Source organism: Streptomyces iranensis (assembly GCF_017874715.1).
Taxonomy (GTDB): Bacteria; Actinomycetota; Actinomycetes; order Streptomycetales; family Streptomycetaceae; genus Streptomyces; species Streptomyces iranensis.
Window position 1 is genome coordinate 489,606 of the sequence record NZ_JAGGLR010000001.1, and the last position, 25,763, is coordinate 515,368.

Annotated in this window: 18 protein-coding genes; 6 read left to right on the forward strand and 12 right to left on the reverse strand. The window is 71.9% G+C overall.

The window, feature by feature from the left end; genetic code table 11:
- Positions 1-30: 30 nt before the first annotated feature.
- The 3 genes from J2Z30_RS02185 to glnA2 form a co-directional block, all read right to left on the reverse strand.
- Entirely contained in the window at positions 31-3,252 is a 3,222-nt protein-coding gene (locus J2Z30_RS02185) for a bifunctional [glutamine synthetase] adenylyltransferase/[glutamine synthetase]-adenylyl-L-tyrosine phosphorylase (RefSeq protein ID WP_044576580.1), read from the reverse strand.
- 118 nt (positions 3,253-3,370) lie between these two features.
- Positions 3,371-3,997, reverse strand: a complete 627-nt coding sequence (locus J2Z30_RS02190; protein WP_044576577.1) for a maleylpyruvate isomerase family mycothiol-dependent enzyme — start codon at positions 3,995-3,997, stop codon at positions 3,371-3,373.
- A gap of 89 nt (positions 3,998-4,086) precedes the next feature.
- A complete protein-coding gene (gene glnA2, locus J2Z30_RS02195) occupies positions 4,087-5,448 on the reverse strand; it encodes a gamma-glutamylpolyamine synthetase GlnA2 (protein ID WP_044576574.1) in 1,362 nt (453 codons plus the stop codon).
- 428 nt (positions 5,449-5,876) lie between these two features.
- On the opposite strand from glnA2, the gene J2Z30_RS02200 reads away from it, so the two are divergent.
- A complete protein-coding gene (locus J2Z30_RS02200) occupies positions 5,877-7,583 on the forward strand; it encodes a multicopper oxidase family protein (RefSeq protein WP_044576572.1) in 1,707 nt (568 codons plus the stop codon).
- Between the two features lie 78 nt (positions 7,584-7,661).
- Positions 7,662-9,416: an NAD+ synthase gene (locus tag J2Z30_RS02205; protein WP_044576568.1), complete on the forward strand. Its 1,755-nt coding sequence runs from the start codon at positions 7,662-7,664 to the stop codon at positions 9,414-9,416.
- A gap of 353 nt (positions 9,417-9,769) precedes the next feature.
- On the opposite strand, the gene J2Z30_RS02210 is transcribed toward J2Z30_RS02205, so the two are convergent.
- The 4 genes from J2Z30_RS02210 to J2Z30_RS02225 all read right to left on the reverse strand — a co-directional run bounded on the left by J2Z30_RS02210 (position 9,770) and on the right by J2Z30_RS02225 (position 14,593).
- Positions 9,770-10,975, reverse strand: coding sequence for an MFS transporter (locus J2Z30_RS02210; protein ID WP_044576565.1), 1,206 nt, complete (start codon positions 10,973-10,975; stop codon positions 9,770-9,772).
- A gap of 184 nt (positions 10,976-11,159) precedes the next feature.
- Complete coding sequence (locus J2Z30_RS02215; RefSeq protein ID WP_044576564.1) at positions 11,160-12,185, reverse strand: endonuclease/exonuclease/phosphatase family protein; 1,026 nt, start codon at positions 12,183-12,185, stop codon at positions 11,160-11,162.
- 177 nt (positions 12,186-12,362) lie between these two features.
- Complete coding sequence (locus tag J2Z30_RS02220; protein WP_044576561.1) at positions 12,363-12,971, reverse strand: TetR/AcrR family transcriptional regulator; 609 nt, start codon at positions 12,969-12,971, stop codon at positions 12,363-12,365.
- Positions 12,968-14,593: an MFS transporter gene (locus J2Z30_RS02225; RefSeq protein ID WP_044576558.1), complete on the reverse strand. Its 1,626-nt coding sequence runs from the start codon at positions 14,591-14,593 to the stop codon at positions 12,968-12,970. Before J2Z30_RS02225 ends, J2Z30_RS02220 begins: the two co-directional genes overlap by 4 nt.
- A gap of 281 nt (positions 14,594-14,874) precedes the next feature.
- Here J2Z30_RS02225 and panB point away from each other — a divergent pair, with 281 nt between their 5' ends.
- The 3 genes from panB to J2Z30_RS02240 all read left to right on the forward strand — a co-directional run bounded on the left by panB (position 14,875) and on the right by J2Z30_RS02240 (position 17,737).
- Entirely contained in the window at positions 14,875-15,735 is an 861-nt protein-coding gene (gene panB, locus J2Z30_RS02230; RefSeq protein ID WP_044576555.1) for a 3-methyl-2-oxobutanoate hydroxymethyltransferase, read from the forward strand.
- 167 nt (positions 15,736-15,902) lie between these two features.
- Positions 15,903-16,916 carry an ATP-binding cassette domain-containing protein gene (locus tag J2Z30_RS02235; RefSeq protein WP_044582053.1) on the forward strand — a complete coding sequence of 338 codons (1,014 nt, stop codon included), beginning with the start codon at positions 15,903-15,905 and terminating at the stop codon, positions 16,914-16,916.
- Positions 16,913-17,737, forward strand: a complete 825-nt coding sequence (locus J2Z30_RS02240) for an ABC transporter permease (RefSeq protein WP_052701634.1) — start codon at positions 16,913-16,915, stop codon at positions 17,735-17,737. Before J2Z30_RS02235 ends, J2Z30_RS02240 begins: the two co-directional genes overlap by 4 nt.
- A gap of 133 nt (positions 17,738-17,870) precedes the next feature.
- On the opposite strand, the gene J2Z30_RS02245 is transcribed toward J2Z30_RS02240, so the two are convergent.
- The gene (locus tag J2Z30_RS02245; RefSeq protein ID WP_044576552.1) at positions 17,871-21,305 is read right to left on the reverse strand and encodes an AfsR/SARP family transcriptional regulator; all 3,435 of its coding nucleotides are present in this window, start codon (positions 21,303-21,305) and stop codon (positions 17,871-17,873) included.
- Between the two features lie 247 nt (positions 21,306-21,552).
- Here J2Z30_RS02245 and J2Z30_RS02250 point away from each other — a divergent pair, with 247 nt between their 5' ends.
- On the forward strand, positions 21,553-22,350 hold the full coding sequence (locus J2Z30_RS02250; RefSeq protein ID WP_044576549.1) for a site-2 protease family protein: 798 nt from the start codon (positions 21,553-21,555) through the stop codon (positions 22,348-22,350).
- A gap of 306 nt (positions 22,351-22,656) precedes the next feature.
- On the opposite strand, the gene J2Z30_RS02255 is transcribed toward J2Z30_RS02250, so the two are convergent.
- From J2Z30_RS02255 to J2Z30_RS02270, 4 genes are all read right to left on the reverse strand, one after another.
- Positions 22,657-22,866, reverse strand: a complete 210-nt coding sequence (locus J2Z30_RS02255; RefSeq protein WP_044576546.1) for a hypothetical protein — start codon at positions 22,864-22,866, stop codon at positions 22,657-22,659.
- 136 nt (positions 22,867-23,002) lie between these two features.
- A complete protein-coding gene (gene npdG / locus J2Z30_RS02260; RefSeq protein WP_044582051.1) occupies positions 23,003-23,740 on the reverse strand; it encodes an NADPH-dependent F420 reductase in 738 nt (245 codons plus the stop codon).
- Positions 23,741-23,787: 47 nt separating this feature from the next.
- The gene (locus J2Z30_RS02265) at positions 23,788-24,816 is read right to left on the reverse strand and encodes a carbohydrate ABC transporter permease (RefSeq protein ID WP_245387436.1); all 1,029 of its coding nucleotides are present in this window, start codon (positions 24,814-24,816) and stop codon (positions 23,788-23,790) included.
- A complete protein-coding gene (locus J2Z30_RS02270; RefSeq protein ID WP_044576543.1) occupies positions 24,813-25,760 on the reverse strand; it encodes a carbohydrate ABC transporter permease in 948 nt (315 codons plus the stop codon). The genes J2Z30_RS02265 and J2Z30_RS02270 overlap by 4 nt, the downstream gene beginning before the upstream one ends.
- Positions 25,761-25,763: the final 3 nt, after the last annotated feature.

Consider the following 25,763-nt stretch of genomic DNA (forward strand, 5'->3'; position numbering starts at 1 on the left):
CTGTGCCCGGTGGGCGGCGCCGATCCTCGTTCAGCTCTCGTAGTCGTAGAAGAGCCGCTCCACCACCGCCCGCGCCCGGCGGGTGGTGCGGCGGTAGTCCTCCAGCATCTCGCCGACGTGACCGGGGCCGTAGCCCAAATGGCGGCCCACGGCGGCCAGTTCGCGGACGTCCGTCGGGAAGGTGTCGCCGGGGCGGCCGCGGACGAGCATGACGGCGTTGCGGACGCGGCTGGCGAGGATCCACGCCTCGTCGAGGGTCTGGGCGTCCTCGGTGGAGATCAGCTCGGCGGCGTGGGCGGCGGCCAGGGCCTCGCGGGTACGGGTGGTGCGCAGCCCTGGCTCGGCCCAGCCGTGCCGCATCTGGAGCAGCTGGACGGTCCACTCGACATCGCTGAGACCGCCGCGGCCCAGCTTGGCGTGGGTGGTGGGGTCGGCCCCGCGCGGCAGCCGCTCGGACTCCATCCGGGCCTTGAGCCGCCGGATCTCGCGGATCGCGTCCTCGCCCAGCCCCTCGGCCGGATACCGCAGCGGATCGATCAGCTCGATGAACCGCTCGCCGAGCCCGGGGTCGCCCGCCACCGGCTCGGCGCGCAGCAGCGCCTGGCTCTCCCAGACCAGCGACCAGCGGCGGTAGTAGGCGGCGTAGGAGGCGAGGGTGCGCACCAGCGGCCCGGACTTGCCCTCGGGGCGCAGATCGGCGTCGATGAGCAGGGGCGGGTCCACGGTGGGGAGTTGGAGCAGCCGTCGCATCTCGTTGGCCACGGCGAAGGCGGCGCGGGCGGCCTCCTGGTCGTCGGCCCCCTCACGCGGCTCGTGGACGAAGAGCACATCGGCGTCCGAGCCGTAGCTGAGCTCATGGCCGCCGAAGCGGCCGAGGCCGATGACGGCGAAGCGGGTGGGCAGCTGATCGCCCCAGGTGTCGCCTACGGCGGCGCGCAGGGCCCCGGCGAGGGTCGCGGCGTTCAGATCGGAGAGGGCGTCGCCGACCATGTCGATCAGCATCGCGTCGTCCACGGGCGGTTCGGCGGCGGGGGCGGCGGGCCGGGCCGGCACATGGGGCTCGGAGGCCCGCAGGGCGCTGGGGACCTCGGGCGCCTTGGCCGGTGCGGGGGCGGCCGCTCCGGCGGCCCGGCCCGGTGTCTGATCGCCCGACGGCGGCCAGCTCACGGTCGGGCGCACCTCGCCGTTGGCCAGCCGGGCGCTTTCGATGATGTCCGCGGCCGCCGTACGGAACATCTCGCGCCGCCGCACCCCGCGCGCCGCCGCGACCGCCTGCTCGGCGCCGTTGGCGCGGCCGACCGCGGCCAGCACCTCCTGCTCCAGATGGGCCCTGCCGCGCGGGCGCAGCCCCTCCAGGTCGCCGAGCAGGGCGACCGCCTCGGGGGCGCGCAGCAGCAGGTCGGGGGCGAGCCGCCCGGCGGAGAGCACCCGGGCCAGGTTCTCGGCGGCGGCGCCCTCGTCGCGCAGCAGCCGCAGGTACCAGGGCGTCTTGCCCAGCGCGTCCGAGACCTTGCGGAAGCCCAGCAGCCCGGCGTCCGGGTCGGCGGAGTCGGCGAACCAGCCCAGCAGCACGGGCAGCAACGTCCGCTGGATCGCCGCCTTACGGGTCACCCCGGACGCCAGTGCCTCCAGATGGCGCAGCGCACCGGCCGGGTCCGCGTACCCCAGGGCGGTGAGCCGCTGACCGGCCGCCTCGGAGCTGAGCCGGATCTCACCGGGCTGGAGCTGGGCGACGGCGTCCAGCAGCGGCCGGTAGAAGAGCTTCTCGTGCAGCCGCCGCACTTCGCGCGCGTGCCGCCGCCAGGCGGTGCCCAGCTCGGCCACCGGCTCGGTGCGGAACCCCAGCGACCGGCCGAGACGGCGCTGGTCGGCCTCGCCCTCGGGCATCAGATGGGTGCGGCGCAGCCGGTAGAGCTGGAGCCGGTGCTCCATGGTGCGCAGGAAGCGGTACGCGTCGTCCAGCGCGGCGGCGTCGGTGCGCCCCACATAGCCGCCGGCGGCCAGGGCCGCGAGCGCGTCCAGCGTCGTACCGCTGCGCAGCGACTCGTCGGACCGCCCGTGCACCAACTGCAGCAGCTGGACGGCGAACTCGACGTCGCGCAGGCCGCCGGGGCCCAGCTTGAGCTCGCGGTCGACCTCGGACACGGGGATGTTCTCGACCACCCGGCGGCGCATCTGCTGGACGTCCGGGATGAAGTTCTCGCGCTCGACGGCCTGCCAGACCATGGGCGCGAGGGCGTCCACGTACGCCTGCCCGAGCGCGGCGTCGCCCGCCATCGGACGTGCCTTCAGCAGCGCCTGGAACTCCCAGGTCTTGGCCCAGCGCTGGTAGTACGCCAGATGGCTGGAGAGGGTGCGCACCAGCGGGCCGTTGCGCCCCTCGGGGCGGAGGTTGGCGTCGACGGGCCAGATGGTGCCCTCGACGGTGACGTCGGAGCAGACGCGCATCAGCCGCGAGGCCAGCCGGGTGGCGGCCTGTACCGCCTCACCCTCCTCGACGCCCTCGACGGCCTCCGCCACGAAGATCACGTCCACGTCGGAGACGTAATTGAGCTCGCGGCCGCCGCATTTGCCCATGCCGATCACGGCCAGCCGACAGGCGGCCGCGTCCTGCGGCTGCTCCTCGGCCGCGATCTCCAGCGCGGCCCGCACCGTGGCGGTCGCCAGGTCGGCCAGCTCGGCGGCCGTCTGGGTGATGTCGGTGGTGCCGCACACATCGCGGGCGGCGATGGCCAGCAGCGCCCGGCGGTAGGCGACGCGCAGCGCGTCGGCCCGGGGCATCCCCGCCCCGGGGGCGCCCCACACCCCCTCGGCCAGGGCCCGCTCGAACTCGGGGGTGGCGGGGTGCAGATCGGCCGATTCGTAGGTCACCAGGGCGTGCCAGTCGCCCGGGTGGCGGGCGAGGTGGTCGCCCAGCGCCTCGGAGGCGCCGAGCACCCCGAGCAGCCGGTCGCGCAGCGGTTTGGCGGTGACGAGGGTGTCCAGCAGCGCCTGCCGGGACCCGGCCCGCTGCCCGCCGTCCTCCTTCTCCTCCGCGTCCTCCTCGGGCAACGCCTCGACGAGCCGTACGAGCCCGAGCAGCGCCAGATCGGGATCGGCGGTCGCGCCGAGCGCCTCCAGCAACACCGAATCGCTCCGCACCGCGGCCAGCTCGGGCGCGTCCAGCAGCCGCTGCGCGGCCGAGGCGTCGGTGAAACCGTGCCGCAGCAGCCGGGTGATATTGCTGCTCCTGCGTCCCTGCGGTACGGCCATCCCGCCGCCTCCCGTCCTGGTCGACTCCGCGCCGCTCGACCACGCGCACACCCGTGATCAAAGGCGCCGCTGACGAGCCTAAGCGACCCCGAGGGCGAAGCGGCAGGTCCGGGCGGGGTCAGGCGCCGACGAAACGGCCCCGCGGCTCGCCGCGAAGATGCCCCGGCGGGAGCCGGCGCCCATAGGCGACCAGCAGGAGGTCCTGAGCGGCCCCGGTCAGCTCGGCCCCGCTGCCGTACGACCAGTCCAGATCGTCGGCGCGCAGCCGGACCCCGTCGAGGTCGGCCCCGAAGAACTTCAGCCCCCTGGGGTTGACCGTCCCGAGCGACACGCGCAGCCGGTCCTCGGGCACCCGGCGCCCGAGCCCGAGCGCGACGGTGATGTCCAGCCCGTGGATCACATCGTGGCCGAGCGCCGCCTCGACCCCGCCCACGGGCGGCTTCCAGGGGTGCTGGGCATGGTCCCGGAGGAACGCGGCGAGCTCCCCGGTCGAGGCGGCGGCCGCGTCCTTACGGGCGAGCCGGTCGGTCATCCGGTGGAGCCCGCCACGCGCCTTGGCCAGTTCCCACAACACCGCGGGCAGCGGATACCGAAACCCCATCGACATATGCGCCGCCACCTCCCGCACCCGCCACCCCGCACACAGACTGGGCGCCTCCCACTGCTCGTCCGTCAGCCCGTCCAACACCGCCGCCAGCTCACGGCGTTCGGCCGCGATCGCTCTCCTGATGTCCATGAGATCCATGAGCTCAAGGGTTTCGGCCGTTCAGCCATAAGTCCAAGAGCTCATGCTTCTCACAGCCAGAAGCGACCGTTATGGACGCCTGGTAGACGTCAGAGGACGGGCAGGTTCTTCCGCAGTTCGAACGGCGTCACCTCGGAGCGGTACTCCTCCCACTCCTGCTTCTTGTTGCGCAGGAAGAAGTCGAAGACATGCTCCCCGAGCGTCTCCGCGACCAGTTCGCTGCGCTCCATCAGGTCGATCGCCTCGCCCAGGTTCTGCGGGAGGGGCTCGATGCCGAGGGAGCGGCGTTCGGCGTCGGAGAGGGCCCAGACGTCGTCGTCGGCGCCGGCCGGGAGTTCGTAGCCGCCCTCGATGCCCTTGAGGCCGGCGGCGAGGAGGACCGCGTAGGCCAGGTAGGGGTTGGCGCCGGTGTCCAGGGAGCGGACCTCGACGCGGGTGGAGCCGGTCTTGCCGGGCTTGTAGAGGGGGACGCGGACGAGGGCGGAGCGGTTGTTGTGGCCCCAGCAGATGTAGGAGGGGGCCTCGCCGCCCGCGCCGGCGGTGCGCTTGGAGCCGCCCCAGATGCGCTTGTAGGAGTTGACCCACTGGTTGGTGACGGCGGAGATCTCCCCCGCGTGGCGCAGCAGCCCCGCGATGAAGGAGCGGCCCACCTTGGAGAGCTGGAACTCGGCGCCGGACTCGTAGAAGGCGTTGCGGTCGCCCTCGAAGAGGGAGAGGTGGGTGTGCATGCCCGAGCCGGGGAACTCCGAGAAGGGCTTCGGCATGAAGGTGGCCTGCACGCCCTGCTCCAGCGCGACCTGCTTCATGACCAGGCGGAAGGTCATGATGTTGTCGGCGGTGGAGAGCGCGTCGGCGTAGCGCAGGTCGATCTCCTGCTGGCCGGGGGCACCCTCGTGGTGGGAGAACTCGACCGAGATGCCCATCGATTCCAGCATGGTGATCGCCTGGCGGCGGAAGTCCATGCCGATGTTCTGCGGGGTGTGGTCGAAGTAGCCCGAGGAGTCGGCGGGCACCGGGCGGCTGCCGTCCACCGGCTTCTGCTTGAGCAGGAAGAACTCGATCTCGGGGTGGGTGTAGAAGGTGAACCCGAGGTCAGAGGTCTTGGCGAGGATGCGCTTGAGGACGAAGCGGGGATCGGCGAAGGACGGGGAGCCGTCCGGCATCAGGATGTCGCAGAACATCCGAGCGGTCCCGGGGGCCTCGGCGCGCCAGGGCAGGATCTGGAACGTCCCCGGGTCCGGCTTGGCGATCATGTCGGACTCGTAGACCCGGGCGAAGCCCTCGATCGCGGAGCCGTCGAATCCGATGCCCTCGTCGAAGGCGCCTTCGAGTTCGGCCGGCGCGACGGCCACGGACTTCAGGAAGCCGAGCACATCGGTGAACCAGAGCCGCACGAACCGGATGTCGCGCTCTTCCAGCGTGCGGAGCACGAACTCCTGCTGCTTATCCATGGTCCCCAATCCTTGCAGGTCAAACGGCTCTTTGCGCGGGCGCGGGGCACCTTCCGCATCCCCAGTATCACGCGGCGGGATTTCACGGAGGTTTCGTCCGGTCGCCCCGGTCTCCCCTCACCTCACCACGATGAGTGCATCGTACTTTCACCCGGCCGGTCCCGGACCCGACCGTTCCGCCCCCTTCGTGGCGCCTGCCGGGGCTCCATACCCCTTGGGGGTAGGGTGCCGATTATCACGATGATCAAACGGTCAGATGATGATCTGAACGGTCAGAGGGAGGCGGCGATGCAAAGAAGCCCCTCACCCCAGAGCCGATCGCTGATGCGGCGCATAGAGCGGCGCGTCGGCCGCCCGCCCTCCCGGCGGGGCGGTGGACGCGCCGACCCTCACGCATCCGGCACACATCAGCATTGGGGTACTGACTCATGCACGAAAAGACTCGCCGTGCCGTGCTCGGCACGGGCATCGCCGCCGCGGGCAGCGGTCTGCTCGCCGCCTGCGGCTCCCCCGGCCCCCGCCCCCGCGCCGGAGGCCCCGACGGCGTGGACGGCAACGCGATGGGCGCCCCCGCCAGACCCGGCGCGCCCGCGGACGACGCCCCGGCGCAGTACGTCTCCCCCCACGGCCCGGAGGTCGCCGCGACCGAGCGGCGACGGGGCCCCGGCCCGGTGCGCACCTTCCGGCTCACCGCCACCGCGACCACCCTGGACATCGGCGCCCGCAAGGTGACGTCCTGGGCGTACGAGGACCAGGTGCCGGGCCGGGAGATCCGGGTGACGGCGGGCGACACGATCGCGCTCACCCTCGCCAACAACCTGCCGCAGCCCACCACGCTGCACTGGCACGGCATCCGGCTGCGCAACGACATGGACGGCGTCCCCGGAGTGACCCAGCGGCCGATCAAGACCGGCGCCGCCTTCGACTACCGCTTCACCGCGTTCTACCCGGGCACGTACTGGATCCATCCGCACTCGGGCGTCCAGCTGGACCGGGGGCTGTACGCGCCGCTGATCGTGGAAGATCCGAAGGAGCCGCTGAAGTACGACAAGGAGTGGGTCGTCGTCCTGGACGACTGGCTCGACGGGGTGGGCGGCCGCACCCCGGACAAGGAGTTCGAGCGGCTCAACGCGGGCAAGGGCGGCGCGGTCGGCCATGCGATGGACGACGACTCGATGGGCGACGACGGCAAGCGCGGGGCCAAGGCCACCGCGAAGCCCACGGCGACGGCCAAGGCCAAAGCCACACTTACGGCCAAGGCCACACCCACGGCCAAGCCCACGCCCAAGCCCAAGGCCAAAACCAAAGGCGCCCGGAAGAAGGCCGCGCCCATGGAGAGCCGGCTGCTGGGCGGCCACGCGGGCGATGTCACCTACCCCTACTACCTGGTCAACGGCCGCAGCCCCGAGTCCCCGCAGGTCTTCCGCGCCAAGCGCGGCGACCGGGTCCGTATCCGCATCATCAACGCGGGCGGCGACACCGCCTTCCGCGTCGCCCTCGGCGGCCACCGGATGACTGTCACCCACACCGACGGCTACCCCGTCGTACCGGCCAAGACGGACGCGCTGCTGCTGGGCATGGGCGAGCGCTACGACGTGCTGGTCACCGTCAAGGACGGGGTCTTCCCGCTCGCCGTGATCGCCGAGGGCAAGGGGCGGTCCGCGATGGCGGTGCTGCGCACCCGTGGCAAGAGCCCGGTGAAGTTCCCGCGCCCCAAGGAGCTGGACGGCGAGCTACTCACCGCGGACCGGCTGAAGGCGGCGGAGGACGTCCGGCTGACGCCCAAGGAGCCCGACCGCATCATCCGGATGCGGCTCACCGGCTCGATGCGGCGCTGGGACTGGGCGATCAACGGCCGGCCGTACGACCCCTCGCAGCGCTATCCAGTACGGGAGGGCGAGCGGGTGCGGATCTCGTTCATCAACGGCACCGACATGTGGCATCCGGTCCATCTGCACGGCCACACCTTCGCGCTGCCGGACGGCGGCCCCCGTAAGGACACCACGGTCCTGCTGCCGCACCACAAGGTGAACGTGGACCTCGACGCCGACAACCCGGGGCTGTGGATGGTCCACTGCCACAACGTCTACCACTCGGAGTCCGGGATGATGACCATCCTCGGTTACCAGAAGTGAGGCCAGGCGTGACCGGCGTGAGAAGGGAGACACCCCCGGCCCCGGCTATCGCGTCAGACAGACGATTACACTGGGCGCGTGCCTCAACTTCGCCTCGCTCTGAACCAGATCGACTCGACCGTCGGCGACCTCGACGGCAACACCGAATCGATACTCCACTGGACCCGGCACTCCGCCGAGCAGGGCGCCCATCTGGTGGCGTTCCCCGAGATGGTGCTGACCGGCTACCCCGTCGAGGACCTGGCGCTTCGCTCGTCCTTCGTCGAGGCGTCGCGCGCCGCGCTGCACTCGCTCGCCGAGCGGCTGAACGCCGAGGGGCTGGGCGAGGTGCCGGTGGTCGTCGGCTACCTCGACCGCAGCGAGCGCGCCCGGCGCTACGGCCAGCCCGCCGGGTCGCCGCAGAACGCGGGCGCCGTGCTGCACCGGGGCGCGGTCGTGCTGACCTTCGCCAAGCACCATCTGCCGAACTACGGCGTCTTCGACGAGTTCCGCTACTTCGTGCCCGGCGACACCCTGCCCATGGTCCGCGTCCACGGTGTCGACGTGGCGCTCGCCATCTGCGAGGACCTGTGGCAGGACGGCGGCCGGGTGCCGGCCAGCTGCTCGGCGGGGGCCGGGCTGCTGCTGTCGATCAACGCCTCGCCGTACGAGCGGGAGAAGGACGACACCCGGCTGGACCTGGTGCGCAAGCGGGCCCAGGAGGCGGGCTGCACCACCGCGTACCTGGCCATGATCGGCGGCCAGGACGAGCTCGTCTTCGACGGCGACTCGATCGTCGTGGACCGGGACGGCGAAGTCATCGCGCGGGCCCCGCAGTTCGCCGAGGGCTGTGTGCTGCTCGACCTCGATCTGCCCGCCGCCGACCCGGGCTCGGTCCCCGAGGGGGTCGTGGACGACGGGCTCCGCATCGACCACGTCGCCCTCTCCGCCGACCCGCTGCCCCGCTATGAGCCGGAGCTCGCGGGCGGCGAGGCCGAGCGGCTCGGGGACGACGAGGAGATCTACACGGCGCTGGTCGTGGGGCTGCGGGCCTATGCGGCGAAGAACGGATTCCGCAGTGTGCTGATCGGGCTCTCCGGCGGAATCGACTCCTCGCTCGTCGCGGCCATCGCGTGTGACGCGGTCGGCGCGCAGAACGTGTACGGCGTCGCGATGCCCTCGCGCTACTCCTCCGAGCACTCGATCGACGACGCCGCCGAGCTGGCGCGGCGCACCGGGCTGAACTTCCGCACGGTCCCGATCGCCCCGATGTTCGACGCCTATATGGGCTCCCTGGGCCTCACCGGGCTGGCCGAGGAGAACCTCCAGTCGCGGCTGCGCGGCACGATGCTGATGGCGATCTCCAACCAGGAGGGCCACATCGTCCTCGCCCCGGGCAACAAGTCCGAGCTGGCCTGCGGCTACTCCACGCTCTACGGGGACTCGGTCGGCGCGTACGGCCCGATCAAGGACGTCTACAAGACCTCCGTCTTCCGGCTGTCGAATTGGCGTAACCGTGCGGCGGAGGAGCGGGGCCAGACCCCGCCCATCCCCGAGAACTCGATCACCAAGCCGCCGAGCGCCGAGCTGCGCCCCGGCCAGGTCGACACCGACTCGCTCCCCGACTACGACGTCCTCGACCGGATCCTGGAGCTGTATGTCGACCGTGACCAGGGGCGTACCGAGATCGTGGCGGCGGGTTACGACGACGCGCTGGTGACCCGGATCCTGCGGATGGTGGACACCGCCGAGTACAAGCGCCGGCAGTACCCGCCGGGCACGAAGATCTCCGCGAAGGGCTTCGGCAAGGACCGCCGACTGCCCATCACCAACCGCTGGCGGGAACACGTCTGAGGTTCCTGGGGCCGGTGTCGATGTGCGGCTCCGCCGCGTAGCCAAGGCACTGCGGTTCGGAGGCGCCCGAAGGGGCGCGGGGAACTGCGCGACCAGCCACGACGGCGTCGCAGTCGATCGACGGCAGCTCAGGGCACTTCCAGCGGAGCGCTTGGGTCCGGCGGATCGTGACGCCTGCGGCGGGCTGCTCCCCTACCCGCCCCTTCCCGAAACTGGGGCTCCGCCCCAGCCCCCGGAACAGGGGCTTCGCCCCAGGGACCCCCGGAGTTCCAGGGCCCCCTGGGGTGCCAGGGGCGAAGCCCCAGGTAACGGGAAGGGGCGGGGAGGGGAAAGATCCACCGACCCCCCGTAACTCAGACCACCTCAGACATCTGCGGCATCGACTCACTGCTCGCGACAACTCGCGACCCACTCGCCGACGCCCGATCCGTCAGCCCCGCGATCAGCGCGATCGCGAGGCCGATCACCGCGAGCACCGCACCGACCAGCGTCGGGGAGGTCCAGCCCCAGCCCGCCGCGATGGCGACGCCGCCCAGCCACGCGCCACCGGCGTTGGCCAGGTTGAACGCGGAGTGGTTGGAGGCGGAGGCCAGCGTCGGGGCGTGCTGGGCCTTGTTCATCACCAGCATCTGGAGCGGGGTGGTGGTCATGAAGCCGACCGCGCCCAGCACTACGACCGACAGCAGCGCCGCCCACTTCACATGCACCGTGAAGTCGAAGGCCACGAGCATGGCGGCCAGCGCCGCAAGCGAGCCGTAGAGCGTCGGCCGCAGCGCCCGGTCGGTGAGCGGACCGGCGACCAGGGCACCCAGCGTCATGCCGATGCCGAACAGCGCCAGCACCAGGGTGACCGTGGACTCACCGAACCCGGTGACCTCGGTCATCATCGAGGCGAGGTAGCTGTAGACGGCGAAGACACCGGCGAAGCCGAAGACGGCGGTGAGCAGCCCCAGCAGCACCTGGCGGTCGCGCAGCGCGCCGAGCTCCTGGCGCAGCCCGCCGTGCTGCTCGTGGGAGATCTGCGGAACGAGCCGGGCGAGCGCGGCCATGGCGACCACGCCGATCGCGGCGACGACGAGGAAGGTCGCGCGCCAGCCGAGGTGCTGGCCGAGCAGGGTGGCCACGGGGACGCCGACGATGTTGGCGATGGTCAGCCCGAGGAACATGGTGGCGACCGCGCGGGCCCGCCGGTCCTCGGTCACCAGCCGCGCCGCGACCACCGCGCCGACGCCGAAGAACGCGCCGTGGGGCAGCCCGGCGAGCACCCGGCCCGCGATCAGCAGCCCGAAGTTGGGGGCGAGGGCGGAGGCGAGGTTGCCCACCGTGAAGAGTGCCATGAGCAACACGAGCATCCGCTTGCGCGGGATACGGGAACCGAGGGCGGTCAGCAGCGGAGCGCCCACCACGACTCCGATGGCGTAGGCGGAGACGAGGTATCCGGCCGTGGGCACCGAGGTGTCCAGATCATTCGCGACGTTGGGCAGCAGGCCCATCATCACGAATTCGGTAGTACCAATGCCGAAGGCGCTCACAGCAAGGGCGAGCAGGGCCAGGGGCATGAGAGACCTTTCAAACGAAGGAGAAACGTGCGGGGATGCGTATGTTCTCTAGCTGAACAAAGTCTCTCACGCAGAATGTTCCCGAGGAGATCCCCAAGATGAACGGCACGTAAGATCTCGCCGGGTGCCCCGTGAGCTATGTCACCCGACGACCCTGGGGCACAGGCGACCCTGGGGCGCAGGCTCAGTAGTCGACCGACGCCGCCAGCGGAAGGTGATCGCTGCCGGTCCTGGGCAGCGCCCACGCCGAGACCGGGTCCAGCCCCCGCACCATGATCTGGTCGATCCGCGCCATCGGGAACGAGGCGGGCCAGCTGAAGCCGAAGCCGTCGCCCGCCGCGCCCTGGGCGGACCGCATCTGCGCGGTGACGGGGGCGAGCGCGCGGTCGTTCATGGTGCCGTTCAGATCGCCGAGCAGGATCACCTTGTTCAGCGGCTCCCGGGCGATGGCCTGGCCCAGCGCCTCGGCGCTGTCGTCGCGCTGCCCGGCGGTGAAGCCCGCGTTGAACTTCACCCGCACCGAGGGCAGATGCGCCACATAGACGCCGACCTCACCGCCCGGGGTGGCGACGGTGGTGCGCAGTGCCCGCGTCCAGCCCAGCTTGATGTCCACCGGCTTGGTGCCGGACAGCGGGTACTTGCTCCACAGCCCCACCGTGCCCTGCACGGTGTGGTAGCGGTAGGTGCCGGTCAGGGCCCGTTCGTACGTCGGCACCGCCGAGTCCGTCAGCTCCTCCAGGGCCACCACATCGGCGCCCGAGGCGGCCACGTCCTTCGCGGTGCCGGTCGGATCGGCGTTCTCCGCGTTGACGTTGTGGGTGACGACGGTCAGCTCACCGCCGCTGCCGGACTTGTCGGAGAACATCAGCCCGCCGAAGAGGTTCAGCCAGACGGCGACGGGCAGCACCAGCGCCAGCACGGCGCTCGCCGACCGCCGCACCAGACCGAGCACCAGCAGCACCGGAAGGAACACGCCCAGCCAGGGCAGGAAGGTCTCCAGCAGCGAGCCGAGGTTGCCCACCCGGTTGGGGATGTCGGCGTGGAAGATCATGACCAGGGCGAGCAGGACCGCGATCGCCGCCAGCACCAGTCCGCGCCGCCAGATGCCGCGATCGTTCCGGAGCCGGTCGAACAGGCGGCCGATCCGGGAGCCCGATTGCTGGGGCGCGCCCCCGAGCTGTCCCGTCTCCTGCGTATGCGCCTGCGTCATTCGCTGTCCCTCACTGCCTCAACTGCCGCGCCTTGGACTACGACCCTAGGTGATGACCAGGGCTTTTCCTGACGCCCCCGGTTGGGGTGCTCCCCGACCGAGGACGATGCGACGACGGCCCCGAGTTCCACATCCCGGCCCGGGAGGGGGTGTTGTGACACAACAGGCACAAACCGCTCAGCGGCGTGGGGAGACCCCTTCGAGGACCGTGTCGACGATCCGTTCGGCCAGCCCCTCGGGCAGCTGCTTCCACTCGTGGAGCATGGCGCGGGCCAGCATCGGGCCGGTGAAGAGGTCGGCGAGCAGCTCCAGATCCATATCGGCGCGGATCTCACCGCTCTCCCGGCCCCGCCGCAGCACGGCGCGCAGGCTCGCGCGGCGGGCCGCTATGACGTTCTCGTCGTAGGCCCGCCACAGCTCCTTGTGCGCGTGCATCTGGGTGATGACGCTGCGCAGCAGGGCGGAGTTGCGCTTGGCGAGCCCGCGCCGGCGCATGAACTCCAGGATGGCGACGAGGTCGTCGCGCACCGAGGCCCCGGTCGGCTCGGGGCTGGGCTCCTCCAGGGAGCGCAGCACATCGAGCATCAGCGCGTCCTTACCGGGCCAGCGGCGGTAGACGGTGGCCTTGCCGACCCCCGCCTCGCGGGCGATCCCCTCGATCGAAAGACCGCCGACCGAGGCGCCCTCCTCCAGCAGCCGCAGCGCGGCCTCGATGATCGCGGCGTCGGCGGCGGGGCTGCGGGGGCGGCCACGGAGCCTGGGCGCGGAGCTCTCCGGTGCGGTCATCGGTCGGCCGACGCCTCCTCCCGCGAATGCGGCCGCCCGTCGTCGGGGGCCTGGCCGGAGCCTTCCTTGCCGGGCAGGAAGGCCAGGACGACCAGCGCGCCGAGGACGGCGACGCCCGCCGAGCCGAGGGCGGTGATGTGCATGGCGTGGACGAAGGCGTCCTGGGCCGGGCCCACCAGCGCCTGGCCCCTGGGCCCGAGCTTCTCGGCGACCCCCATGGTGGCCTCGACGGACTCGCCCGCCGAGCGCTGTACGGAGTCGGGCAGTCCGGGCACGGCGGCCAGGGTGTCCCGCATCCGGTCGCGGTAGGCGGTGGAGAGCACCGAGCCCAGCACCGCGACCCCGAGCGCGCCGCCGACCTGCCGGAAGGTGTTGTTGAGGGCCGAGCCGGAGCCGGCCTTCTGGCGCGGCAGCGCCTGCATGATCCCGGTCGTCACCGGCGGCATGATATGTGCCATCCCGGTGCCCTGGGCGAAGAACAGCACCTCGAGCACGACGATCGGGGTGTCCACGCCCAGCAGGAGGAATCCCGACATGGCGGCGGCCACCAGCAGCATCCCGCAGGTGCACACCGCGCGGGCGCCGAACCGCTCGACGACCAGCCGGGCCCGCGGGGCGAAGATCAGCTGCGCCACGGCCAGCGGCAGGATCAGCAGCCCGGATTCGAGGGCGCTGTAGCCGCGCACGCTCTGGGTGTAGAAGACCATGAAGAAGGTCACGCCCATGAGGGCGAAGAAGACCAGGGCGACGGCGGCGATGGCGGCGGAGAAGGCGGGGTTGCGGAAGTAGCCGATATCGATGGCCGGGTGGTCGCTGCGCTTCTCGTGCACCACGAACAGGCCCAGGACGGCGAGCCCGGCGGCGATCGAGCCCAGCACCTGGGCGTCGGTGAAGTCGGCGAGCTGGCCGCCCTTGATGATGCCGTAGACCAGCAGGACGAGTCCGACGACGGACAGCAGCACGCCCGGCGGGTCCACCCGGCCGGGCGCGGGGTCCCTGGAGTCGGGGACGAGCACCACCATCGCGATCAGTCCGACGATCACGATCGGCACATTGACGAAGAAGACCGAACCCCACCAGAAGTGCTCGAGCAGCAGTCCACCGGTGATCGGGCCGATGGCGATGGCCAGCCCCACGGCGGCGACCCAGATGCCGATCGCCTTGGCCTGCTCCTCGCGTTCGAAGACATTGACCAGGATGGCCAGGGTCGCGGGCATCACGAACGCGGCGCCAAGACCCATGAGCGCCCGGAAGCCGATGAGTTCACCGGGCGATCCGGAGAAGGCGGCGAGCACCGAGCCCATGCCGAACACCGCCATCCCGCCGAGCAGGACCTTCTTACGGCCGATCCGGTCGCCGAGGATCCCCGCGGTGAACAGCAGCCCGGCGAAGACCAGCGTGTAGGAGTTGATCGCCCACTCGAGCTGGCTCTGGGTGGCGCCGAGACCGGTGGGCTTCGGCGAGGCGATGGTCTTCATCGCCACGTTGAGTATCGAGTTGTCGAGGACGACGACCAGCACGCTGAACATCAGGACGACGAGGATCGCCCAGCGCCTGCGGTGGATCGCCTCGGGGACGCCGGACCCGGCCGGGGCGCCCTGGGAGCTGGATGGGCTTGCCATGCCGCCCAGGCTAGGCGGCTTACGATACGAGACCGTCTCGTATTGGAAAATCTTTGCGAGGCTTTGGACCGACCGGCCGTGGACGGGCGGGCGGGCTGGCTGGCTGGCTGGCGAAGGGCTGGGGAAAGGCGCGCGAAAAACCGGGGAAGGGCGAAAGGTGGCCAAGGCCACCCGCCCGCGCGGTCCGGGCCCACTTTCGCCCCGGCAGGAGCCGTGCCAGCATGGGGTTGGTCCGGGGACGCCGTCAGGGCGCCTCGAGATGATGAACAGGAGCCGTAGCGATGACGTACGTCGATCCTGCGCGAAAGCAGTCCGAGAAGGCGCTCTACGGGGGCACGGGCTCCCGCCGCATCACCGTCCGTGACATCGCGGCCGCCAAGGGCCGCACCGAGAAGTGGCCGATGCTCACCGCCTACGACGCGATGACCGCGTCCGTCTTCGACCAGGCGGGCATCCCGGTGCTGCTGGTCGGCGACTCGATGGGCAACTGCCATCTGGGCTACGAGTCCACCGTGCCCGTCACCATGGACGAGATGGCGCTGCTGTCCGCCGCCGTGGTCCGCGGCACCCGGCGCGCCCTCGTCGTCGGCGACCTGCCGTTCGGCTCGTACCAGGAGGGCCCCGTACAGGCGCTGCGCAACGCCACCCGCCTGGTCAAGGAGGCGGGCGTGGGCGCGGTGAAGCTGGAGGGCGGGGAGCGCTCCGCCCATCAGATCGAGCTGCTGGTCCAGTCCGGCATCCCGGTCATGGCGCATATCGGCCTGACCCCGCAGTCCGTCAACGCCTACGGCGGCTACCCGGTCCAGGGGCGCGGCGAGGAGGCGGCCCAGCAGCTGCTGCGGGACGCCAAGGCGGTCCAGGACGCGGGCGCCTTCGCGGTCGTCCTGGAGCTGGTCCCGGCCGAGCTGGCCGCCGAGGTGACGCGGTCGCTGCACATCGCCACCGTCGGCATCGGCGCCGGTCCGGACTGCGACGCCCAGGTGCTGGTGTGGACGGACATGGCGGGCATGACCGACGGCCGGGTGCCGCGCTTCGTCAAGCAGTACGCCCAGCTGCGCCAGGGTCTGGGCGACGCGGCGCGGGCCTTCGCGGAGGACGTCGTCGGCGGGGCCTACCCGGCCGAGGAGCACTCCTTCCACTGAGCAGGACGGCGCAGCAGACGGCCGACGACGCATCACGGCACTTCCAGCGGAGCGCTTAGGCCCCACAAGCCACCGCGGTACAACGACAGCCCGCCGATCTTCCCCCGTCGGCGGGCTGTCTGCCGCTTGTCGGTGGTCTGTCGGTGACGGCTGACACCGTGGGCGGCATGACGCGACGGGAACACAGGATCAGGGACGGCAACGCCGTCGAAGTTCGGGGGCTGGTCAAGCACTTCGGTGACACCAAAGCCGTCGACGGAGTGGATCTGGACGTGCCGCAGGGCACCGTCCTGGGGGTGCTGGGCCCCAATGGCGCCGGTAAGACGACAGTCGTCCGGTGTCTGTCCACCCTGCTGGTGCCGGACGCCGGCACCGCGGTGGTGGCCGGGTACGACGTGGTGCGCCAGCCCCGGCAGCTGCGCCGCACCATCGGGCTGACCGGGCAGTACGCCTCGGTCGACGAGAAGCTCCCCGGCTGGGAGAACCTCTACATGATCGGGCGACTGCTCGATCTCTCCCGCAAGGAGGCGCGGAGGCGGGCGGACGCCATGCTCGAGCGGTTCTCGCTCACCGAGGCGGGCAAGCGGCGGGTGCGTACCTACTCCGGCGGTATGCGCCGCCGGCTCGACCTGGCCGCGTCCATGATCGGCCGGCCCTCGGTGCTCTATCTGGACGAGCCCACGACCGGTCTGGACCCGCACTCCCGCAACGAGGTGTGGGACGAGGTCCGGCGGATGGTCGCCGACGGCGCCACCGTGCTGCTGACCACGCAGTACATGGAGGAGGCCGAGCAGCTCGCCGACAACCTGACGGTGATCGACCGGGGCAGGGTCATCGCCAACGGCCGGGTGCACGAGCTCAAGGCCAAGACCGGCGGCCGCACCCTGCAGATCCGCCCGGCCGACCCCAATGAGCTGCACCGCATGGTCGGCGCCATCAGCCAGGCGGGGCTCGACGGCATCGGCGGCGCGATCGCCGACGTCGAGGAGGGCCAGGTCAATGTGCCCATCGCCAGCGATGAGCAGCTGACCGCCCTGATCGGTCTGCTCGGTGCGCGCGGCTTCGCGATCTCCGGGATCCACACCCAACTGCCCAGCCTGGACGAGGTCTTCCTGGCCATCACCGGCCGGAAGGCGTCCACACCGCAGGACGAGAAGAAGCTGGAAGAGGTCGCCGCGTGAGTACGGCCACGATGACCGCGCCCGTACGGGGGAAGAGCGACGGCCGGATCGGCCCCCGCGCCAATCTGCGCCACATCGGCGCGCTGGTGCGGCGCAACGTCATGCAGATCAGGTACGAACCGTTCGCGATGTTCGACGCCCTGGCCCAGCCAATCGTCTTCGCGCTGCTGTTCACCTATGTCTTCGGCGGCGCGATGACGGGCGGCAACCGCTCCGAGTACGTCAACTACTTCATTCCCGGTCTGATGGCGATGGGCGGGCTCAACATCGCGATGTCGATCGGCATCGGCGTCAATGACGACTTCAGCAAGGGCGTCATGGACCGCTTCCGCACCATGCCGATCGCCCGCTCCTCGGTGCTGATCGCCAAGCTGATCGTGGAGGCCGGCCGGATGCTGGTGTCCACCCTCATCCTGCTGATCATGGGCTTCATCATGGGCTTCGAGCTCGAGACCGGGCCCGTGGAGCTGGTGGCCGCGGTGGCGCTGTCCGTGCTCTTCGGATCGTCGCTGACCTGGATCTTCATGCTGCTGGGGATGTCGCTGAGCACTCCGCAGGCGGTCAGCGGGGTGGGCTTCATGGTGATGATGCCGCTCCAGTTCGGCTCCTCCATCTTCGCCCCGACCGCCACCATGCCGGGGTGGCTGCGGTCCTTCACCGAGTACAACCCGCTGTCCCGGCTCGCGGACGCCGCACGGGCGCTGACCAGCGGCCATGGCCCGGTGGCCGAACCGGTGACGGTGACCCTGGGCTGGGCGGTGGCCCTCACGGTGGTCGTGGCGCCGCTCGCGGTGCGCAGGTTCCGCATCAAGACGAGCTGACGGTCCGCGGGCCCCAGCCACCGGCCGGGCACGTCCTACGGGGAACGCGCCCGGCCAGCTGTCATGTCCGCACGCCGGGCCCCGGGCGGGCCGCTCAGAGCAGCGCGGTACGCCGCGCCACGGGCAGGCCCGCTCAGAGCAGCGCGGTGGCCTCCTCCAGGGTGAGCCCGGTGCCCTCGGCGTAGGCCCGCTCGTACGCCGCGTCCCCGAGCTCGGCCCGCGCCGCGGCCACGGTGCGCTCCCGGCCCGTCCGCTCGACGGCGGACCTCCGGTAGTACTGCGCCTTGCGCACCACGTCGTACGCCCCCACCAGCCGCGCCGCGGTCCCGGCCCGCTCGGCGCCGCCGAGGCCGCTCAGCGCCTCGGCCCCGGTGAGCAGCTGGGCCACCGGGATATGCGGTGCCATGAGGTCCGTCATCCGGCCGACGGACTTCGCCAGCGCACCGCGCACGTTCTCCAGGGCCTCGCCCGGCCGTCCCTCCAGCAGGTCGAGCCAGGCCAGCATCCCCTCCACCATGCCCGCGAACAGCCGCAGCGCCCGGCCCTCGAACTCCCCGTGCAACGTGACGAGAATGGCCCGTGCCTCCGCGAGGCGGCCCGTGGACCCGCAGCGCAGCGCCAGATGGATCCGGGCGTACGACAGCGCCTCGGCGCCCACGTGCTGCCGCTGCCCGATCACCTCGCGCAGGATCCGCTCGCCCTCGGCGGCCTCCTCCTCGTCGCCCAGCTCCACGAAGATCCCGGCCAGCCGGGAGCGGAGGAACAGCACCTGCTCATGGGCCCCGAGCTCCTGAGCGCAGCGGATCGCCGCACGGTAGTCCGCGGCCGCGGCCGCGCCCTCGCCGCGCTGCTCCCGGGTCTCGCCGCGGCCGGCCAGCGCCTCCGCCGTGCCCCATACGTCACCGAGCCGACGGAAGATCTCCAGGGCCTCGTCGGCGTCGCGTATCGCGCCCTCGTGCTCGGCGCTCCGCTCGTTGTGGACCCTGGCCCGCAGCTGGAGGTTGAACGCCAGCTCCCATGCGTAGCCCAGCTCACGGCAGCTGCGCACCGCCTCGTCGGCCATCCCCCGCAGCAGGGCGAAGTCACCCTTGAGGACCACCGCGAAGAACCACATGACGCCCGGGAGACGGCAGGTCTGGGGCAGCCCCGGCCGGTAGGCGGCGACGATGCCCTCCAACTCGCGCTGGGTGTCGTCGCCCACCACGGCCTGGAGGTCGCCCTCGATGGTGGACAGCGCGAACAGCCGCACCCCGCGCCGCGCCTCCTCCAGCAGCTCGGGCTCCATCGGCGGCGGGGCGGCGATACAGCTGACGTACAGCGGCGGCGCGGGCAGCGCGGGCGGCGCGAAGGGGCTCGGCCCGAGCTCGGCCGCGGCCGTCGCCCAGTGGTGGCCTTCGACGCGGTGGCCGCGCAGATGCCAGAACCAGCCGAGCGAGAGCACCAGGCACAGCGCCTCCTGCTCGTCGCGGGCGGCCACGGCCCGGCGCAGCGCGGTGCGCAGATTCTCGTGCTCGGTCTCCAGCCGGAGGAGCCAGTGGCGCTGCGCCGGGCCGCGCAGCAGCGGATCGGCGGTACGGGCCAGCTCCCGGTAGGCGACCAGATGGCGGCGTTCGACCGCGGCCCGCTCGCCGGACTCGTCCAGCCGCTCCGCCGCGTACTCGGCGACGGTCTCCAGCAGCCGGTAGCGCATCTCCGCGTCCGCCCCGGGCTCCGTCCCGGGTGGCGTTCCTGGTGCCGTTTCGGGTGCCGTTTCGGGTGGCGTTCCTGGTGCCGCTCCGGGTGGCGTCCCGGGTGGCGTTCCTGGCGCGGTGACGACAAGCGATTTATCGATGAGGGAACCGAGCAGGGCGGCCACATCGCGAGGGTCCACGGCTTCGGTGCGCTCCTCGACGTCTCCGCACACCGCCTCCGCCTCGGCCAGCCCGCAGCCGCCCGCGAAGACGGACAGCCGGGCGAGCACGGTGCGTTCGGGGGCGTCGAGCAGGCCCCAGGACCAGTCGACGACCGCGCGCAGGGTCTGCTGACGGGGCAGCGCCGTACGGCTGCCGCTGGTCAGAAGGCGGAAGCGGTCGTCCAGCCGGTCGGCGAGCTGCCGTGGGGTGAGCATCCGCAGCCGCGCGGCGGCCAGCTCGATCGCCAGCGGCAGCCCGTCGAGGCGGCGGCAGATCTCGGCGCACGCGGCCGGGTCGTCCTCGGTACGGAACCCGGGCCGGGCCGCCGCACCCCGGTCCCGCAGCAGCCGCAGCGCGACGGGGTCGGGCAGCGGCTCCACAGGACGCACCAACTCGCCCGGGACGGCGAGGGGTTCGCGGCTGGTGGCCAGGATGGTGACCCCGGGGCACTGGGCGAGCAGGGCCTCGGCGAGGTGGGCCGCGGCGGCCACGAGGTGTTCGCAGTTGTCGAGCACGATCAGCATCCGGCGCGGGGCGCAGTGCTCGATGAGCCGGGCGCGCGGATCGTGCAGGGCCGGGTCGGTGGCGGCGCGCAGCCCCTCGGCCGCCGTGCCGAGGATGACCGTCTCGCGCGCCCCGAGCGCGCTGAGGACCGTCTCCGGCACGGTCTCGGGGTCGTCCACGGGCGCGAGCTCGGCCAGCCACACCCCGTCCGGCCAGCCGGGCGCGACCGCCTCGGCGGCCTCCTGCGACAGCCGCGTCTTCCCGGCCCCGCCGGGCCCGAGGAGCGTGACCAGCCGGTGCTCGGCCAGATCGCCGCGCAGCGCCGCCAGATCGGCCTCGCGTCCGACGAAGCTGGTCAGCCTGGCCCGCAGATTGCCACCGCCGCTGCGGGCGGAGGCGGCCGGTACGGGCTCCGGCGAACCGGGGCTCGGCGGCCCGGGAGCATCCTCGCCGGTCACCGCCAGCAGCTCGGCGTGGAGCGCCCGCAGCTCCGGCCCCGGATCGGCGCCCAGCCGCTCCGCGATCTCCGTACGGATCGCCTCGTACCCGGCCAGCGCCTCCGCCACCCGCCCCACGTCCCGCAGGGCGCGGATGCGCAGCGCGTGCAGCGGCTCGTCCAGCGGGTGGGCGTCGCAGAGCCCGGTGAGCGTGGGGAGGGCGTGGTCGGCGCGGCCGAGGGCGAGGTCGGCAGCGAGCCGGGCGCGCCGCGCGTCCAGCCGTCGCGCCTCGGCGCGGGCGGCGGGCGCGGTGGCGTCGGTCAGATCGCTGAGCGCGGGCCCCCGCCACAGCGCGAGGGCGGCGTCGAGCAGATCGACGGCCTTGGCCGGATCGCCGTCGCCGAGGGCACGGGCGCCCTCATCCGCGAGCCGTTCGAAGCGGTGCAGATCGACGTCGTCGGGGTCGGCGCTCAGCCGGTACCCGCCCGGAACGGACTCCACGGCGTCCTTGCCGAGCGCCCGTCGCAACCGCCCGACCAGCGCCTGCAGCGCGCCGTGCACGTCAGCGGGCGGATCGGTGTCCCAGATCTCCCCGATGAGCGCCCCGGTGGTCCGCGCCCGTCCGGGCGTCAGCGCGAGCGCCGCCAGCAGCGCGCGCAGCCGCGCCCCGCCGACGTCCACGGGGGTTCCGTCGTCGTGGCGGGCCTGGGTGGTGCCGAGGATGCCGTAGCGCACGGGCCCATTCTGGTGGATGACCCGCCGGGCGGGTCATCGGCCTCGGACGCGCGGGGACGGTGACGGGACGGGGGGACGGTGACGAGCCACGGGAACGGTGACGAGCCACGGGAACGGTCACGAGTCGAGGACGGGCGTCCGCGGGCGCGTGGCGCTGCTCACATCTGGTCCTACCGGCCCGGAACTCCACGCACACTGTCCGTCGTTTCCCCCTCAGCCCTCACCAGCCCGTATGGAGCCCCACCCGATGACCACCGCAGTCAGCCGCCGTGACCGGCGTATCAGCCCCGTCTTCCTCGGTCTGTTCGCGATCATGGTCGTGTCCGCGTGGGCCGTGTGGACGGAGTACTCCGCGAGCCCCGGCTTCGCCGTGTTCCTGTTCGTCGTCTCGGGGTGGATCGTCTCCCTCTGTCTGCATGAGTACGCCCATGCGCGCACCGCGCTGCACGGCGGGGATCTGACGATCGGCGCGAAGGGCTATCTGACCCTCAACCCGCTGAAGTACACCCATGTGGCGCTGAGCATCGTGCTACCCGTGATCTTCGTGATCATGGGCGGGATCGGGCTGCCGGGCGGGGCGGTGTTCATCGAGCGGCACCGGATCCGGGGACGCTGGAAGCACAGCCTGATCTCGGCCGCCGGGCCGCTGACGAATGTGCTGTTCGCGGCCGCGCTGACCGCGCCGTTCTGGCTCGGCGCCACCGACCGGGTGCCGGAGCTCTTCCGCTACGCGCTCGCCTTCCTGGCACTGCTCCAGGTCACGGCGGCGATCCTGAACTTCCTGCCGGTGCCGGGCCTGGACGGGTACGGGGTGATCGAGCCGTGGCTCTCCTACCGCATCCGGCGCCAGGTCGAGCCGTACGCGCCGTTCGGGCTGCTCGCGGTCTTCGGGATCCTGTGGATACCCGAGGTCAACCAGGCGTTCTTCGAGGCGATCGACACGGTGATGCGGGCGCTGGGCGTATCGGAATGGGACACCTACTGGGGGCAGGAGTTCTTCCGCTTCTGGCAGGGTGAGCCCGATATCACCGGATTCCGCGCCTAGGGGTGCCCGCGGCGGGCTGTTCCCCGCCCCGCCCCTTCCCGCAGCATCGATTTGCGGCTCCGCCGCGTGGCAGGGGGCTCCGCCCCAGCCCCCGCACGCGGTGGAGTTCCCGCAGGGGCTTCGCCCCTGGGCCCCGGGGTCTGGGGCGAGGCCCCGCCTTCCAGCCCCTCCAGGGGGCACCTCCCAGCGGTAGCTGAGGGAGCTTGAGGAGCGGGGTCTGGGGCGGAGCCCCAGTTGTGGGAAGGGGCGGGGAGGGGGACAGCCCGCCGCAGGCGCCCCCGTGGCCTCCGGCCCGCGGCCGCGGCCTCAGCCCGCGGCGCCCGTGCTCTCGCGGTCGGCCGCGCGGTCCGCGCGCTCGGCGCGGGCCTTGCGGAGGTAGTACCAGGCCATGTTGGACGAGATACCGGCGATCAGGATCCAGACGATGCCGAGCCAGCTCCCCCGCGCGAAGGACACGACGGCCGCGGCGATCGCGAGCACGCAGACGGCCAGGGTGTAGAGGGCGAGGCGGGGCATGGGGTCGGCTCCTGTCGGGGGGTGTGTCACTCCCCGCCATTGTCCCCCATGCGCTGCCGGAGGGGCCGGGCGCCCCGGGTGTGGGCAGCCCAAGCAGCCCGGGCCCCCAGGTGTCCGTAAGCCCGCGGGGCCGCCCTCAGACGTCCGTGACGCGCAGGCCCGCGTGAGCCTTGTAGCGGCGGTTGACCGAGATCAGATTGGCCACCAGGGACTCCACCTGGTGGGCGTTGCGCAGCCGGCCCGCGAAGACCCCGCGCATGCCCGGGATGCGGGCCGCGAGCGCCTGGACCACATCGGTGTCGGCGCGCGACTCGCCCAGGACCATCACATCGGTGTCGATCTGCTCGACCTCCGGGTCCTGGAGCAGCACGGCCGAGAGGTGGTGGAAGGCCGCGGTGACGCGGGAGTCCGGCAGCAGGGCGGCGGCCTGCTCGGCGGCGCTGCCCTCCTCCGGCCGCAGCGCGTACGCGCCCTTCTTGTCGAAGCCCAGCGGGTTGACGCAGTCGATCACCAGCTTGCCGCCGAGCTCCTCGCGCAGCCCCTCCAGCGTCTTGGCGTGGCCGTCCCACGGGACCGCGACGATCACGATGTCGCTGCGGCGCGAGCACTCCGCGTTGTCCGCGCCCTCGATGCCGAGCTCCGCGCCGCCCAGCTCCCGCGCCGCGGTCTGCGCGCGCTCGGCGGCGCGCGAGCCGATGATCACCTTCTGGCCGGCCCTGGCCAGCCGGTAGGCGAGACCGCGGCCCTGGTCGCCGGTGCCGCCGAGGACACCGACGGTCAGGCCGGATACATCGGGGAGGTCCCAGGGGTCCTTGGCGGGGGCCTTCTTCGCGGGGGCGTCGGACGCGGAGTTCGTGGCATCAGGAGTTGTCATGACGGCGATCCTGTCACGCACCGCGGCCACCTTCATGGTGACGTCTCTTACGCTTTGACACTCCCCTCCGTCAGCCCTGTGCGCCAGTACCGCTGGAGTACGCCCATCAGCACCATCAGCGGCAGAACGGACAGAAAGGCCCCACCGACCGTGTACTGGTACAGCTCCGGCTGCCGGTCCGCGTACCCCTGCCAGGACGTCAGACCGAGCTGGATCGGATAGAGGTCTGAGTCGGAGAGCATGACCAGCGGCAGAAAGAAGTTGTTCCAGATGTGCACGAACTGGAACAGGAAGACGGTCACCAGCGCCGGGGTCATCAGCCGCAGCCCCAGTGTGGAGAAGATCCGGGCCTCCCCCGCGCCGTCGATCCGCGCCGCCTCCAGAAGGGAGTCCGGCACGGCGGCGGCCGCGTAGATCCGGCACAGATAGACCCCGAACGGGCTGACCACGCTGGGGATCAGCACGGCCCAGTAGGTGTTGGCCAGGCCGACCTCGCTGAAGAGCAGATACAGCGGGAGGGCGAGCGCCGTGCCCGGGATCAGCACTCCGGCCAGGATGACGTTGAAGATCCCTTCCCGGCCGGGGAAGCGGTACTTGGCCAGGGCGTAGCCGGCCGCGGCCGACAGCAGGGTGGCGGCGAGCGCGCCGACGCCCGCGTACATCAGGCTGTTGGCGAACCACCGGACGTAGATGCCGTCGTCGTAGGTGAGCACCCGGTGCAGATAGTCCAGCGGGTGCGGATCGTGGAACCAGAAGCCGAAGGTGCCGAAGAGATCGCTGCTGGACTTGGTGGAGGAGACCACGAGCCAGTAGACGGGGGTCAGGAAGTAGAGGGCGGCGACGGTGAGCAGCGAGGCGGTGATGATCCGGTGTCGCAAGGGGGGTCGCAGCCCCTCCCGGCCCTTCGCCGCGCGGCGGCGGCCCACACCGGGCCGGTCGCCGGGCCGGTCGCCGGGCGGGGCCGCCTCGGGCCCCCCGCGCGCGGCCCCATCCGTGGGCCCATCCGTGGGCCCATCCGTGGGCCCCCCGGGCTCGCCCGCGACCACGCCGCCGGCCGGGTCGTTCGCCTCGCTCATCCGCTCTCGCCGTCCTTCCCCCGCTGTCCCACGAGCCTCAGGAAGCCGAAGGACAGCACGCAGGCGACGAGGGCGAGCAGCACCGCCTCGGCCGCCGCGATGTGCTGGTTGTTGCTGGTGAACGCCTCGTTGTAGGCGGCCAGATTGGGGGTGTAGCCGGAGTCGATGGAGTTGCTCAGCGGTTTGAGCACCTTCGGCTCGGCGAAGAGCTGGAGGGTGCCGATGAGGCTGAAGACGGTGGTGAGCACGAGCGCGGGCCGGATCAGCGGGAGCTTGATGTGCCGGGCCACCTGCCAGGCGCTCGCCCCGTCGATCCGCGCCGCCTCGTACAGCTCGCCGGGGACGGCCTTGAGCTGGGCGATCAGCACCAGCATGTTGTAGCCGGTGAACTGCCAGGTGACGATGTTGGCAATGGACCACAGGACCGCCCCGCGGCCCAGGAAGTCCACGTTCCAGCCGATCGAATCGGCCATCTCCACCAGCGGGCTGATCCCGGGGACGTAGAGGAAGCCCCACAGGATCGAGGCGATCACACCGGGCACCCCGTACGGCAGGAAGAAGGCGGTCCGGAAGAAGCCGACCCAGCGCGCGGACGCCGCGTCCAGCAGCAGCGCCAGCCCGGTGGCGAAGGCGATCATCACCGGGATCTGGACGGCGCCGAAGAGCAGCACCCGCCCGAAGCCCACCGTGAACCGGTCGTCCTCCAGGGCGTGGGCGTAGTTGGACAGCCCCGCCCACACCTGCTTGGTCTCCCCGCCGAGGCCGAGCGGCCCGGTGCGCTCGACCTTCAGCAGGCTCTCGTAGAGGGCGTAGCCGATCGGGGCGATGAAGCACAGCAGGAAGAGCGCGAGAAAAGGCAGCAGGAACCCGGACGCCGCCCGTGCGCTGCGTGCCTCGGTCCTGGTGAGGCGGCGGGGGGCTCCGCGGCGGGGGGCTCCTCTCATCCG